Source organism: Streptomyces sp. NBC_00704 (assembly GCF_036226605.1).
Lineage (GTDB): Bacteria > Actinomycetota > Actinomycetes > Streptomycetales > Streptomycetaceae > Streptomyces.
The window spans coordinates 5,540,908-5,555,084 of sequence record NZ_CP109000.1 but is presented as its reverse complement, the minus strand read 5'-3'; the positions used below and the strand labels follow the sequence as shown (position 1 = coordinate 5,555,084).

The 14,177-nt window shown below is 70.8% G+C and carries 9 protein-coding genes, 1 tRNA gene and 2 pseudogenes; 2 read left to right on the top strand and 10 right to left on the bottom strand.

Features of this window, described 5'->3' with window-relative positions:
• Positions 1-25: 25 nt before the first annotated feature.
• From rho to OG802_RS35970, 7 genes and pseudogenes are all read right to left on the bottom strand, one after another.
• Complete coding sequence (gene rho / locus OG802_RS24335) at positions 26-2,086, bottom strand: transcription termination factor Rho (protein WP_329413624.1); 2,061 nt, start codon at positions 2,084-2,086, stop codon at positions 26-28.
• Between the two features lie 402 nt (positions 2,087-2,488).
• Positions 2,489-3,421, bottom strand: coding sequence for a homoserine kinase (gene thrB, locus OG802_RS24330; protein ID WP_329413621.1), 933 nt, complete (start codon positions 3,419-3,421; stop codon positions 2,489-2,491).
• 605 nt (positions 3,422-4,026) lie between these two features.
• Positions 4,027-5,085 carry a threonine synthase gene (thrC, locus tag OG802_RS24325; RefSeq protein WP_329413619.1) on the bottom strand — a complete coding sequence of 353 codons (1,059 nt, stop codon included), beginning with the start codon at positions 5,083-5,085 and terminating at the stop codon, positions 4,027-4,029.
• A 6-nt stretch (positions 5,086-5,091) separates the two neighbouring features.
• Complete coding sequence (locus tag OG802_RS24320) at positions 5,092-6,390, bottom strand: homoserine dehydrogenase (RefSeq protein ID WP_329417357.1); 1,299 nt, start codon at positions 6,388-6,390, stop codon at positions 5,092-5,094.
• 283 nt (positions 6,391-6,673) lie between these two features.
• Positions 6,674-8,065, bottom strand: coding sequence for a diaminopimelate decarboxylase (lysA, locus tag OG802_RS24315; protein ID WP_329413617.1), 1,392 nt, complete (start codon positions 8,063-8,065; stop codon positions 6,674-6,676).
• A gap of 14 nt (positions 8,066-8,079) precedes the next feature.
• Positions 8,080-9,249 (bottom strand): ArgS-related anticodon-binding protein NrtL, encoded by a 1,170-nt coding sequence (gene nrtL, locus OG802_RS24310; protein WP_329413614.1) that lies wholly within the window; start codon positions 9,247-9,249, stop codon positions 8,080-8,082.
• 475 nt (positions 9,250-9,724) lie between these two features.
• Positions 9,725-10,099 (bottom strand): annotated as a pseudogene (locus tag OG802_RS35970) (response regulator); the annotation flags it as partial.
• Positions 10,100-10,264: 165 nt separating this feature from the next.
• Between OG802_RS35970 and OG802_RS24300 the strand changes: the two are divergent.
• A tRNA-Arg gene (locus OG802_RS24300) sits at positions 10,265-10,336 on the top strand.
• Between the two features lie 352 nt (positions 10,337-10,688).
• Positions 10,689-11,072 (top strand): hypothetical protein, encoded by a 384-nt coding sequence (locus OG802_RS24295; RefSeq protein WP_329413611.1) that lies wholly within the window; start codon positions 10,689-10,691, stop codon positions 11,070-11,072.
• Positions 11,073-11,169: 97 nt separating this feature from the next.
• Here OG802_RS24295 and OG802_RS24290 read toward each other — a convergent pair.
• The 3 genes and pseudogenes from OG802_RS24290 to OG802_RS24280 all read right to left on the bottom strand — a co-directional run bounded on the left by OG802_RS24290 (position 11,170) and on the right by OG802_RS24280 (position 14,085).
• Positions 11,170-12,551, bottom strand: a pseudogene (locus OG802_RS24290) (tyrosine-type recombinase/integrase).
• Positions 12,548-12,718 carry a helix-turn-helix transcriptional regulator gene (locus tag OG802_RS24285; RefSeq protein WP_041669189.1) on the bottom strand — a complete coding sequence of 57 codons (171 nt, stop codon included), beginning with the start codon at positions 12,716-12,718 and terminating at the stop codon, positions 12,548-12,550. The pseudogene OG802_RS24290 and the gene OG802_RS24285 overlap by 4 nt, the downstream one beginning before the upstream one ends.
• The gene (locus tag OG802_RS24280) at positions 12,718-14,085 is read right to left on the bottom strand and encodes a replication initiator (protein ID WP_329413610.1); all 1,368 of its coding nucleotides are present in this window, start codon (positions 14,083-14,085) and stop codon (positions 12,718-12,720) included. Before OG802_RS24280 ends, OG802_RS24285 begins: the two co-directional genes overlap by 1 nt.
• Positions 14,086-14,177: the final 92 nt, after the last annotated feature.

Below are 14,177 nucleotides of genomic sequence, written 5' to 3'. Positions count from 1 at the left end.
GAGCAGCGGCCTGCGGCGACGGTCGTCAGTCGTTGTTGTTGCCCGGCGACGGCGTCGTCTTCTGGATCTGGAGCAGGAACTCGCCGTTCGACTTCGTCTGCTTCATCTTGTCGAGCAGCAGCTCGATCGCCTGCTGCTGGTCGAGCGCGTGCAGCACCCGGCGCAGCTTCCAGACGACGGCCAGCTCGTCGCTGCCGAGCAGGATCTCTTCCTTGCGGGTACCGGACGCGTCGACGTCCACCGCCGGGAAGATGCGCTTGTCGGCGAGCTTGCGGTCGAGCTTGAGCTCCATGTTGCCGGTGCCCTTGAACTCCTCGAAGATCACCTCGTCCATGCGGGACCCGGTGTCCACCAGGGCGGTGGCGAGGATGGTCAGCGAGCCGCCGTCCTCGATGTTGCGGGCCGCACCGAAGAAGCGCTTCGGCGGGTACAGGGCGGTCGAGTCGACACCACCGGACAGGATGCGGCCGGAGGCGGGCGCGGCGAGGTTGTACGCACGGCCCAGACGCGTGATCGAGTCGAGCAGCACGACGACGTCGTGGCCCAGCTCCACCAGGCGCTTGGCGCGCTCGATGGCCAGCTCGGCGACCGTGGTGTGGTCCTCGGCCGGGCGGTCGAAGGTCGAGGAGATGACCTCGCCCTTGACCGACCGCTGCATGTCGGTGACCTCTTCCGGACGCTCGTCGACCAGGACGACCATCAGGTGGCACTCGGGGTTGTTGTGCGTGATCGCGTTGGCGATCGCCTGCATGATCATGGTCTTGCCGGTCTTCGGCGGGGCCACGATCAGACCGCGCTGGCCCTTGCCGATCGGCGACACGAGGTCGATGATCCGGGTCGTCAGCACGCCCGGGTCCGTCTCCAGGCGGAGGCGGTCCTGCGGGTACAGGGGGGTCAGCTTGTTGAACTCCGGGCGGCCGCGGCCGTGTTCGGGCGCCATGCCGTTGACGGAGTCCAGACGGACCAGCGCGTTGAACTTCTCGCGCCGCTCGCCTTCCTTGGGCTGACGGACCGCGCCGGTGACGTGGTCGCCCTTGCGCAGGCCGTTCTTGCGGACCTGGGCGAGGGAGACGTAGACGTCGTTCGGACCCGGCAGGTAGCCCGAGGTCCGGATGAAGGCGTAGTTGTCGAGGATGTCCAGGATGCCCGCGACGGGGATCAGGACGTCGTCGTCGGCGAGCTGCGGCTCGGCGGCGCCGATCTCGTCGCGCCCGCGACGGCCCCGGCGGTCGCGGTAGCGGCCGCGACGGCCACGCCGGCCGCCCTCGAAGTCGTCGTCCTCGTCGGCGCGCGGACCGTTGTCGCGCTGCTGGCGGTCCTGACGGCCGCCGCTCTGCTGCTGGCCCTGCTGGCCGCCGCGCTGCTGCTGGCCGCCCTGCTGGTCGTCGCCCTTGCGACGGTCACCGCGCTCGCCGCGGTCGGCACGGTCACCGCGCTCGCCCCGGTCACCGCGCTCGCGGCCGCGCTCACGGCGGTCGCGGCGGCGGCCCTCGGCGCCGTCGGCGTCACCGCGCGCGTCGCCCTGCGGCTGGCCCTGGCCCTCGGCCTGCGCCGGGGCGGACGTCTCGGTCTTCGCGGCGCTCTTGGCCTCGGCGACGACCGTCTCCGGGCTGCCCGCGTCGGCGGTGGCACGACGGCGACGGCGCTCGGCGGGGGCCTCCCCGCCGGCCGGCTGACCGGGGATCTCGATCTGCTGCTGGGCCACGGCCTTGTCGGCGGCGGCCTCGGCGGGGGCGGCGTCCGCCTTCTTCTCTGCGGAGTCGCCCGTGCGCGCCTTGGAGGTGGCGCGACGCTTGGGCTTGGTCTCGGCGGCGTCCGCCGCGGGCGTCGCCTTCGCGGGGGCGGCGCCTCCCCCGGCCTGCGCCTCCTTGATGACCTCGATCAGCTGGCTCTTGCGCATCCGCGCGGTGCCCCTGATACCGAGTCCGGATGCGACCTGCTGCAGCTCGGCCAGCACCATGCCGTCGAGGCCGGTACCGCGGCGCCGCCGGGAGCCCGCACCGGTGGCAGGCGCGGAGGCGTCCGTGGCGGGCGCGGCAGCGGTCTCCTCGACACGTGCGCCCATCAGATCGGTGGTGTCGCTCACGAAGGGTCCTTCCCTGGAGCGGACGTCGGCCTGTCTGGCTCGGCGACCGTTTGTGCTGTCCGACTTCGGTCCTTGCAGTGGCGAAGCCGGGGCGGTTGTCCGCCAATGCGGCGGAGGAGATTTCTGGTGATGGCGCTTCCTGAGCGAACCGTGACACCTGGTGTCACGTCGCGAGGTCGCACCGATTCCGGAGCGTGTCCCGAACACCGCTCAGCGTCGCTGCACGGCGTACTGCCCAGGTACGACGTACGGAACGCAGTGCGGCTTGGGAAGCTCCCGGAAGAATGTCTGTCCCGAAGCGGGACACGAAGCACCTCGCCGTGGTGCGGTCGGGTGCAGACTTGAGGTTAACACTACCGGATCCAACAAACATTCCCCCTCTCGAAATCCGGCAACCGTGCGCTATTGGATGTCGCCGGAGGGCGCCAGGGGCAGCACGCTCGCCCCTCGCAGGTCCAGCTCGAGGCGGTTCGCGGCCCAGTCCGCGCCGGCGGAGGCCTCGATCTTGTCGGCCGTCCCCGCGTCGGCCAGCGCCATCACGGTGGGCCCGGCGCCGGAGATCACCGCGGGGATCCCGTCCGCGCGCAGCCGCTCCACCAGTGCGGCGCTGTCCGGCATGGCCGGCGCGCGGTACTCCTGGTGCAGACGGTCCTCGGTGGCCGTCAGCAGCAGGTCCGGACGGCGCGTCAGGGCCTCGACGAGCAGTGCGGCGCGGCCGGCGTTGGCGGCTGCGTCGACGTGCGGCACGGAGCGCGGGAGCAGTCCGCGCGCGGTCTCGGTCAGCACCGGCTTCCCGGGCACGAAAACCACCGGAACGACGGAACCGGCCGGCTCCATCCTGATCGCCCGCGCGGCGCCCGCCTCCAGCCAGGACAGGGTGAACCCGCCCAGCAGACAGGCCGCGACGTTGTCGGGGTGCCCCTCGATCTCGGTCGCCAGCTCCAGCAGCGCCGCGTCGTCGAGCCTGCTCTCGCCGCCTATCGTCACCGCGCGCGCGGCGACGATGCCCGCGCAGATCGCGGCCGACGACGAGCCGAGGCCCCGGCCGTGCGGAATGCGGTTCGCGCAGACGATCTCGAGGCCGCGCGGCTGACCGCCCAGGACGTCGAACGCGGTGCGCAGGGAACGGACGAGGAGATGCTTCTCGTCGCGCGGCAGCGTCTCGCTGCCCTCCCCCGCGATGTCGATGTGCAGCCCTGAGTCGGCCACCCGGACGACGACGTCGTCGTAGAGTCCCAGCGCGAGCCCGAAGGCGTCGAAACCCGGGCCGAGGTTGGCGCTGGTGGCGGGGACGCGCACCCGGACGGGGGCGGCACGGAAGGCGGGACCGGCCATCTCGCGATGACTCTCCTTGAGCTGCGGGGCTGTCGAATGAGCTGCGATGCGTGAGTGAGGACCCGGGACCGCGACGGCGACGCGTCACTGCGGCATATGCGGCGGGCGGGTTAGGTACAGCCTATCGAAGGAAGGTTCTGCGGCGACATAGGGCGCACAGGAGGCGCACGATGCGTGTCGTAAGCCCCTCGTGCACCCCTGTCAGGGACATCCACCGGCCGACCGCGATGCCGGACTTCCGGGAGGGACTTCCGTCGGTTCGCCCGCAGGTCGCCCCCAGGACGGCACCGGATCCCGGGCGCCCGGCTGGACGCCTGGTACGGCGCCTGGTGGGACGCCGGTCGACGGGCCCGAAGCCCCCTAGGGACCTGGACCGGGCTCGAGACCGGGCCCGGCGTGGGCCGTGTCGGGCCGCTTCGGGCCCCGGTGGGAGGCCCGCTCGGCCGACCGGAGGGCCGAGGCGACGACCCCCAGGCGACCGGGACGAGCCGGGCCACCGAGACGACCGGGACGACCCGGAAGACCGAGGGCCCCCGAGGGGCCCCGAGGGGCCACCCGGACGTCCCCGGGACGTCACCCGGAAGGACGCGGCCCTTCCGGTGTCGCTACGCGAGCCCGAGGCGCTCCGCGGCCGTCGCCGCGTCGACCGGGACGGTGACCGGCTGCGGTGCGCCCGCGACGGCCCAGTCGGGGTCCTTCAGACCGTTGCCGGTGACGGTGCACACGATCTTCTGCCCCGGGTCGACCTTGCCCTGCTCGGCCGCCTTCAGCAGACCGGCCACGGACGCGGCGGACGCGGGCTCCACGAAGACGCCCTCCTGCGCGGCCAACAGCCGGTAGGCGCGCAGGATCTCACGGTCCGTCACCTCGTCGATGAAGCCGCCGGACTCCTCCCGCGCGGCCAGCGCGAACTGCCAGGAGGCCGGGTTTCCGATGCGGATCGCGGTGGCGATCGTCGACGGGTCCTTGACGACCTCGCCGCGCACGATCGGGGCGCTGCCGGACGCCTGGAAGCCCCACATGCGGGGCGTGCGCGTGGCGACCTTGTCGGCGGCGTACTCCCGGTACCCCTTCCAGTACGCGGTGATGTTGCCCGCGTTGCCGACCGGCAGGACGTGGATGTCGGGAGCGTCGCCGAGCATGTCGACGATCTCGAAGGCGGCCGTCTTCTGCCCCTCGATACGCACCGGGTTCACCGAATTGACCAGCGCCACCGGGTAGTTGTCGCTCAGCGCACGCGCCAGCGTGAGGCAGTCGTCGAAGTTGCCGTCGACCTGGAGGATCTTCGCGCCGTGGATGAGCGCCTGGCCCATCTTGCCGAGCGCGATCTTGCCCTGCGGGACGAGGACGGCCGAGACCATGCCCGCGCGCACGGCGTACGCGGCGGCGGAGGCGGAGGTGTTGCCGGTGGAGGCGCAGATGACGGCCTGCGCGCCCTCCTCCTTGGCCCGCGTGATGGCCATGGTCATGCCCCGGTCCTTGAAGGAGCCGGTGGGGTTCGCGCCCTCCACCTTGAGGTGGACCTCGCAGCCCGTGCGCTCGGAGAGCACCTGCGCGGGCACGAGGGGCGTGCCGCCCTCACGGAGCGTCACTACGGGCGTGCTGTCGGAAACCGGCAGCCGGTCCCGGTACTCCTCGATGATTCCGCGCCACTGGTGGGTCATTGCTGGTTACTCTCCTTCAACCCGCATGATGCTGGCGACACCCCGCACGGTGTCGAGCTTGCGCAGCGCCTCGACGGTCCCGGTGAGGGAGGCGTCGGACGCGCGATGGGTGACGACGACGAGGGAGGCCTCGCCGCTTCCGTCCAGTCGGCCCTGCTGCCGCACGGTGTCGATGGAGACTCCGTGCTCGGCGAAGACGGTGGCGACCTGGGCGAGAACGCCAGGCTTGTCCGCGACGTCGAGACTGATGTGATACCGGGTGACGACGTCGCCCATGGGCGACACCGGCAGCGCGGCGTAGGCCGACTCGCCGGGCCCCGTCGCCCCGCTGAGCCGGTTGCGGCAGACGGCGACCAGGTCGCCGAGTACGGCGGAGGCGGTGGGAGCACCGCCGGCGCCGGGACCGTAGAACATGAGCTGCCCGGCCGCGTCCGACTCGACGAACACGGCGTTGTAGGCGCCGCGCACCGAGGCGAGCGGGTGGCTCAGCGGAATCATGGCGGGGTGCACCCGCGCGGTGACCGACGCTCCGTCGGCGGCCCGCTCGCAGATGGCGAGCAGCTTGATGGTGCAGCCCATCTCCCGGGCGGAGGCGAAGTCGGCCGACGTCACCTCGGTCATGCCCTCGCGGTAGACGTCGTCGAGGCGCACACGCGTGTGGAACGCGATGCCCGCGAGGATGGCGGCCTTGGCGGCGGCGTCGAACGCCTCCACGTCGGCCGTCGGATCGGCCTCCGCGTACCCCAGGGCGGTGGCCTCGTCGAGGGCCTCCTGGTATCCGGCGCCCGTGGAGTCCATCTTGTCGAGGATGAAGTTGGTGGTGCCGTTGACGATGCCCAGCACCCGGTTCACCTTGTCCCCGGCGAGAGACTCGCGCAGCGGCCGGATCAGCGGGATCGCGCCGGCGACGGCGGCCTCGTAGTAGAGGTCCCTGCCGTGTTCGTCGGCGGCGGCGTGCAGCGCGGCACCGTCCTGCGCGAGCAGCGCCTTGTTGGCGGAGACGACGGAGGCGCCGTGCTCGAAGGCGGTGGTGATGAGCGTACGGGCGGGCTCGATGCCGCCGATGACCTCGACGACGACGTCGAGGTCCCCGCGTTTGACGAGCGCGGTGGCGTCGGTGGTGACCAGGGCCGGGTCGATGCCCTCGCGCACCCGGGACGGCCGCCGCACGGCGACGCCGGCGAGCTCCACGGGAGCACCGATCCGCGCGGCGAGGTCGTCGGCATGCGTCGTCATGATGCGCGCCACCTCTGAGCCGACCACTCCACAGCCCAGCAGCGCCACCTTCAGCGGACGCGTACGCATCATCCGACCTCGTTTCCTCATACCGTCTACGGATGTTTCCGGTTGACCCAGTCTCACTCACCGGACCGGACTTTCTGCCCATAGTCCGGATCGTGAGACATCTATTTCATTTCCAGCGCCCGGCAGACAGGAGATCTTCCACCGCCCACGGGACCGCCCCGACGTCTGTCCGACGACGGTCCCGACGACCGTTCCGGCGACCGTTCCGGCAGGGGTACGGAACCCCTGCGAGGTGGCCGTCCCGCCGGTGGCTGCCGGAGGGTCGGGCGTCGGGGCGTCGGTCTCAGCCGACGTCGAGCCGCAGCAGATCCTCCTCCGTCTCCCGCCGCACGACCACCCGCGACTCGCCCTCGTGCACGACGACGACCGGCGGCCGCAGCACGTGGTTGTAGTTGCTGGCCATGGACCGGCAGTACGCGCCGGTGGCCGGGACGGCGATGAGGTCGCCCGGCGCCAGGTCGGCCGGCAGGAACGCGTCCTTGACCACGATGTCCCCGCTCTCGCAGTGCTTGCCCACGACCCGCGCCGGCATGGGCGCGGCGTCCGAGACGCGGGAGACGAGCGCGACGCTGTACTCGGCGTCGTACAGCGCGGTACGGATGTTGTCCGACATGCCGCCGTCGACGGAGACGTACGTCCGCAGCCCGTCGAGCGGCTTGACGGTGCCCACCTCGTACAGGGTGAAGGCCGTGGGCCCGACGATGGCGCGCCCCGGCTCCACCGAGATGCGGGGCGTCCGCAGCCGGGCCGACTCGCACTCACGGGTGACGATCTCCGTCAGCGCCTTGGCGATCTCGTGCGGCTCACGCGGATCGTCGTCGCTGGTGTAGGCGATGCCCAGCCCGCCGCCGAGGTCGATCTCCGGCAGCTCGACCCCGTGCTCGTCACGGATGTCCTTGAGCAGCCCGACGACCCGGTGGGCGGCGACCTCGAAGCCGGACATGTCGAAGATCTGCGACCCGATGTGCGAGTGGATCCCGATCAGCTCCAGCCCGTCGAGCTGGAGCGCCCGCCGCACGGCCTCGGCGGCCTGCCCGCCGGCGAGCGGGATCCCGAACTTCTGGTCCTCGTGGGCGGTGGCGATGAACTCGTGCGTGTGCGCCTCGACGCCGACGGTGACCCGGATCTGCACCCGCTGCCGCATGCCCCGCGACTGCGCGATGTGCGCGACCCGCACGATCTCCTGGAACGAGTCGAGCACGATCCGTCCGACGCCGGCGTCGACGGCCCGCTCGATCTCGTCCGTCGACTTGTTGTTGCCGTGGAAGGCGATCCGGTCGGCGGGCATCCCGGCGGACAGCGCGGTGGCGAGTTCGCCCCCGGAGCAGACGTCGAGGTTCAGCCCCTCCTCGTGCAGCCACCGCACGACGGCCCGGGACAGGAAGGCCTTGCCCGCGTAGAAGACGTCGGCGTCGGCCCCGAACGCGGTGCGCCAGGCGCGGGCCCGGTCGCGGAAGTCGGCCTCGTCGAGGATGTAGGCGGGTGTGCCGTGCCGCTCGGCGAGGGTGACGACGTCGACGCCGCCGACGGTCACGACACCGTCGTCGTCACGCGCGACGGTCCGCGCCCACACCTTGGGGTCGAGGGCGTTGAGGTCGGCGGGCGGAGCGGAGTAGTGGCCCTCGGGAAGGACGTCGGCGTGACGGGGCCCGGCGGGGTGGGCGGATCGGCTCATCTGGGCGTGCTCTCTCAGAGGTGGTCGGGTGCGTCGATGCCGAGCAGGGACAGGCCGCCGGCCAGCACCGCCCCGGCCGCTTCGGCGAGCGCGAGCCGGGCACGATGGGCGGCCGAGGGTTTCTCCGCACCGCGCGGCAGCACGGAGGGCAGCAGGACGAGCGTGGCGTCGGCCACCCCGACCAGATGCCGGGCCAGCCGCGACGGCACGGAGAAATCAGGAACGGCCCGCGGCTCGGACGACGTCCTGGAGGGCCTGGACGGCGGCCGGTTCGACGGAGCAGGGGCGACGGCGAGGGCAGTGGCCGCGACAGTGGCGGTGGCCGTGGCGGTGGCCGTGGCGAGAACGCGGGGATAGTCCGCGAGAAGGCCGACGAGGTCGGCGGCGTCCAGAGGACCGGCCTCGGCGGCGAAGCCCAGGTCGGCGGCGTTGCGGCCCACGGCCCGGGTACGGGCATGGGCGTAGCGGACGCGGAAGAGGGGATTGCCCTCACGCTGGACCAGATGGTCGGCGGTGATGCGGGGCCGGTCGTGCGGGGCGGGATGGACCAGGGCCCAGCGAGCGGCGTCGAGACCGAGCGGAGCGGGATCCTCCGGAGCGGGAACCGGCCGCAACACGCTGCCGCCCCCCACATCACGGTCAACATGCCCACCGTCAAGACGGACGCCGCGGGGGCGACCACCGCCGCGAGGACGGAGGTCATGACGCATGTCCCGCAGGTCATGACGGACGTCGACGAGGCCGCCCTGTGCTCCGATGATCCGCGCGAGCACGTCGGCGAGCACCTCGGCCCGCACCTCGTACGGCACCCGCACCTCGAACACCTGCCCGGCGAGGTCGTCACTGTGCCCGTACCGCGAGCCGTCCACCCTGATCCGCCGGACCAGATCGACGACGGCGGAACCGTCGAGGCTGAGGTTGAGGAACCCGGGCCCGGTGATCTCCACCCCGCAGACGCCCTCGGCCCCCATCAGATACGGCCGCAGAACCTCGGCCACCCGAAGAGGCGTCTGCCCGGCGGGCCGGGCGAGCTGCAAGGCGATGTTGGTGGCGTAGTCCCCCCGCCCTCCGGGCCCCGGCGGCGTGACGACAGCCCGCTCGGGAACGGCCACGCTCAGCTCCCCGTCGTCGACAGCACGACGCACCGCGCACAGCACGGCACGAGACAGCTCGACGGGAGTCACGGCACAAGCGTAGGGGAGGAGGGGGGTGGGTAGGCGAGCCGGTTCGACGGGGTCCCGAGATGTGGACGCCGAACAGGACGAGAGACCGGCCGACGGCGAAGGCAACAACGACAGGAACCCCTGACCGGGGAGCGGCAGGAGCGCGGGACGGAGAGAGAAGAAGGGAAGCACGGAGCTGAGGGAGAAGGGAAAGAGAAGGGGAAGGGGAAGGGGAGGACGTGGCAGGAAGAGAGGGCTCGACCTCGAGCGCGGAACCTCACTCCCCGTCCGCAGCTCCCCCGCCGGGCGAACGGCTCTTCCCGACCCCGATGGCGGCGGCCCCCGCCCCCAGCTCCCCCTCCAACCCGGCCGTCATCCCCGACGCCGACCCCGACCCGGACCGCACCCCATCCCCACCCTCTCCCCCATGGTCGTCCTCGCCGCCACCGCCCCTCTCCCGCTCCGCGTCCGTCTCCGCCTCCCTCCCCCGCTCCCGCTCCCGCTCCACCAACGTCCGTACGACGGAGACGAGTTCGGCGGGATCAAAAGGCTTGGGGAGAAACGCGTCGACGCCGACATCAAGGCCGGACTCGACCTCGTACTGCGTACAGGCGCTGATGATGACCAGCGGAAGGTCCCGAGTCCGAGGATCGGCCCGCAACCGAGCGGCGGTGCCCAACCCGTCCAACCGGGGCATGACGACATCGAGGGTCACAAGATCGGGCCGGACCTGATGAACGACATCCAGACACTCGGCACCGTCGGACGCGGTCACGACCTCGATGCCCTCCAGCTCGAGATTGACCCTGATCAGCTGCCGGATGACCTTGTTGTCGTCCACCACAAGCACCCGGCCCGACGTGCCTGACACAACTCGAGAGTAGGTCGGGACCGGCCACCGCGTCCGGGTTTTCCCCACTTCCACCCCGTGCGAGCGACCCGCCCTCCCGCAAGCCCCGCAAACCCGTTCCTGATCACCCCGAGCGAGCTGGTAGTGTTCTACCCGTCGCCGCGAGCAACACCTCCCGACCGACACGCCCCCGTAGCTCAGGGGATAGAGCAACGGCCTCCGGAGCCGTGTGCGCAGGTTCGAATCCTGCCGGGGGCACCTTGCACGAGGTGCCCAAAGACCCCGCCACCAGCACTTTCGCTGAGGACGGGGTCTTGGCGTATGTGCAGCCGTATGCCGCTCGAAGCGGCCGTATGTCGCGTGCTGTGGACTATGCGTGGACTGGCCGCAGGGAAGAAATCCGCAGGTCGGGCCCTCGTTGCGCACGCGGGAGTCTGACGCTCAAGAGTGCACGACGCAGACCCACCGCTGGCGTGGGGTGGGCCCTGGGAACGGGGATATCCAGGACGACTCCGACCCCATGATCCCACCAGCCGTCCAGCGATCATTTCGCTTGCTGGCTCCCCTTGTTCTGGCCGATCCTGTCCGCTCGGCGAGCGAGGAGGACAGCGTGGGTTTGACCTTGTTCCCAGGAGATGGGAACACCAGGAGCCCAGACGTCGCCTGGTCCTACACCGGCTTCAACGCTTTCCGGGAACGGCTGGCACGGGCCGAGGGATTCGTGCTCTCCGCGATGTGGGGCTTCGGCGGAGACCGTCCCTGGAGCGACCTCTCCACCTGCCTGGAGCCGCTCCTCGATCACCCGGACGACGGCGGCGACCCCCTTTCGGCAGCAGAGTGCGCCGGCATCCTTCCCCGATTGGAAGCAGTCATCGACGAATGGCTACTGGAGCCCGCCGAACCACTTCTCCAGCAGCACATCGAGGACGCTCGGCAGCTGACAGTGGTCCTGCGACTGTGCATAGACAAAGGCGTCGAGCTCTGTTTCCTCTGAACATCTGGGTGCGGAAGGCCCGATGATGCATACAGAGGAGCGCAGACTACTCACGTGAGTAGTCTGCGCTCGATGTAGACCGGGCTGTGCCGTCTCCTCATTCCGGAGGGACATCGTCCAACAGCTCAGCAATCCGGCGATTGGCGACGTCCTGCCGACCGTCGAGGCATTTGGCGTATCGGCTCAGCAGCACTTCGACGCTGTTGCCCGCGCGCTCCGCAACCTCGGTCGGGTCCAAGCCGGCGTTGAGCCACGAGGAGAGCGCCGCGTGCCGCAGGTCGTACGGTCGAGCCGCCAGCGGCGAGGCCACCTGTTCCGGCGTGAGCGCCAGGTGCCGCGCCTCGTCCCAGACACGCCAGTACGTCGTCGAGGCGACCACTCCCCCACGTTCGTTGGCGAACAGCCGACCGTCCTTGGCCGTGCCGAACTCCTCGATGTGAGCCCGGAGCATGCGCACCAGGCGGGGCGGAACGGGAACGATGCGGGTCTCGTTGGCGGGTCGATTCTTGAGGCCGCGGTTGTCGTGCACCTCCCCCGTTCCGGTCCAGCGCTTCCCGACGGTCGGCCGGCTCTTCTCCAGGATCAACGAGCCCCACCCTTTGTCCGGCAGCGTGCAGTCCGGACGGCGCAGAGCCACGGCTTCCGCCGGCCGTAGCCCACCGAAGTACATGCAGGCGAAGAGTGCGACGAGTCGGCGCCCACGGGCCCGGCGGTACCCACCGACGTACGAGACTGCGCCCAAAAGCTCAGCCGCCTGCCGGGGGTTCACCACGACTCGGCGGTCTACTTCCTTGGTGACTTTGGGCAGCTTCCACTTCACGAGCGTGACCGGATTCTCCGGGAGCTCCCCCAGCTCGACCGCGTAGGCCAGGGCGTTGAATAGGACAGCCCGCTTGCGCCGCACCGTCTCGGCGGCGGCCGGAGCACCAGCAAGGGTGAGCTTGAGTGAGTCGAGGACACTGCGGATGTCTGCCGGGTTCTTGAGCGTCGTCAGCGGCAGCGAGGCTTTGGCGACCCATCGGAGGGCGTTGGCGATGTCCACCGGCGGGGCCTCCTCGTCCGGGGCCTGGACGACGAAGGCCCAGCCGCGCAGGGCCCGCCGCAACACCTCATCTGCCGGACGGCCGGCGCGGTCGCCCAGGAGGTGAGTCGTGACGAGCGTCATCGTCTCGTTCAGGCTGTCGCGGGAGTTCGGAGCGGCATGCGGCCATTTCATGGCGACGTACGCCCGCGCGAACTCGTACCAGGTGAGGGACTCTTTGATCGGCGCCATAGAGTCCGGCAGGCCCGTTTCCGTGTTGAATGCCTCGCCCTTTTGCGCAGCCCGGAGCAGCTTCGCGCGAAAGTTTCTGCGAGAGCCTTGGTCCGGAAGGTCTCGGAGAACGGCGGGGCGTCGCCGACCTTCCACCGCACGTCATACGAAGGTGTCTTGTACGGCCGCTTGCGAATGCTCCACACCTTCACGTCATGGGACTTCACGCCGCCTCCCCGAGCCCGTGAAGCCAAGAGGTGAAGTCACTGCGCCAGAAGCGGAGTTCACCGTTCGGGAGCTTGATCGCTTCCGGAGCCTGTCCCAGCTCGCGCCAGCGATAGAAGGTGCGCCGGGAGACTCCGCCCAGCTCGGCGAGGATCTGCGGGACGGTCATCAGTTCGTCTCGTCGGCGGTCCACGACGAGTCTCCTTCCATGTCTGGGGTGTCGGATCGGCGCGAGGCGGCGAGCCAGGATTCGGCGGCCGTGAGCCCGGTACCGGCGAAGCGCCAGTGGGAGAGGACGAGGACGGTGTCCGGGTCCGGGAGGGGGTGGCCGACCAGGGCCGCGCGTTCGCGGGTGAGTGCTTCGTTGTGGTCGGCGCGTTCCTGGCGGAGGGCGCCGAGGGTGACGGAGTACGCGCGGGACTTGGTCGAGAAGTGGCCGCGGAAGCCGAGCATGTGAGCCCACTTGCGCAACCGGAGTTCTTCGAGTTCGGGCAGTCCTCCGAGATGCCAGCAGGTGAGGATCATCCGGCGGGCGTGGTCGGTGACGTCGGTGCCGATCAGGTCGGTGATGGGGTTGCGGATCGGTCGGTCGATGGTGCCGGTCGCGCTCTCCGCTCCCTTGGTGGCGTACTTGGCGATGTAGGCGGCGACGGCCCGGCTGCTCAGGTCGGTGGTTCCGGCGAAGTCAGCCGAGCGGATCGGGCGGATGTCGAGCTGTTCGCCGAAGCGGAACGTGTGGGCGCGCCCGTCGAGGGTCGGGCCGGGGGTCTCGGCGAGCCGGACGGCCGAGCGGATCGCGTCGCTGAGAAGTTCCGTCGTGGCCCAGACCGGAGGGGAGTCCTCGGCACCCTCGGGACCGTCGAGGCGGATCACGGCATGGAAGTGCACGGCCCCGCGCCGCTGGTACTCGGCGACCTTGGCGTACGAGAGCTTGAGGCAGTGGCGCAGTTCGGAGCGGGTGATGTCCGCGCGGGAGGCGAGCTGTTGGCGTAGGTAGGTGGTGAAGCGGGCCCACAGGGCACCGGCGTGTGCGTTCCAGAGGACGGCGTCGCGGTAGTCGTAGCGCTCCGGGTTCAGCGGGGTGCCGAGGGCGGGGTCGTCGTCCGGGTGGAGGCGTCCGCAGCGGCAGCGACCACCACCAGGCCGGTTGTGGACGGGCCCGAAGGACGGAGCGGTGAAGGTGGCGAAGACGCGGGGGTGTTGGGCGACGGCCGGGCCGATTCCCTTGCCGCCGCTCAGGCCGGCCGTGACGAGGTGGTACGTGTCCTTGCGGTAGACCTCGGCGCAGGCGGCGCAGCGTGTCGCGCGGCGGTTGTTGCAGCGGATGAGGAGCTGTCCGGCGGGAAGGTCGCGGTCGAAGATCTCGCGGACGATTTCGCCGGTCGCGGCGTGGACGTCGAGGCGGTGGCCCTCCATCCGTACGGGCCGCTCGCAACCGCCGAGCCGCTGAACCTGGTGTGCATAAGTGCTGAGGTCGCCGTACTGGGCGAGGGCTGCCAGTTGGCGAATGGCTCCGGTGGGAGCCTCGGGGCGCATGTGCGGGTGCCTCCTTGGAGGGGCGAAAGTTCGGGACGGGCACCCCGGCCTGCGTAGGGGGCTAGACAGTGTGGGCAGGCCGGGATGCGGCG

Coding starts and splice junctions, on each gene's coding strand:
- OG802_RS24285 (WP_041669189.1), bottom strand. CDS start 12,718: ATGACCGTCCCGCAGATCCTCGCCGAGCTGGGCGGAGTCTCCCGGCGC.
- thrC (WP_329413619.1), bottom strand. CDS start 5,085: ATGACCCACCAGTGGCGCGGAATCATCGAGGAGTACCGGGACCGGCTG.
- OG802_RS24280 (WP_329413610.1), bottom strand. CDS start 14,085: ATGCGCCCCGAGGCTCCCACCGGAGCCATTCGCCAACTGGCAGCCCTC.
- thrB (WP_329413621.1), bottom strand. CDS start 3,421: ATGGCCGGTCCCGCCTTCCGTGCCGCCCCCGTCCGGGTGCGCGTCCCC.
- lysA (WP_329413617.1), bottom strand. CDS start 8,065: ATGAGCCGATCCGCCCACCCCGCCGGGCCCCGTCACGCCGACGTCCTT.
- OG802_RS24320 (WP_329417357.1), bottom strand. CDS start 6,390: ATGCGTACGCGTCCGCTGAAGGTGGCGCTGCTGGGCTGTGGAGTGGTC.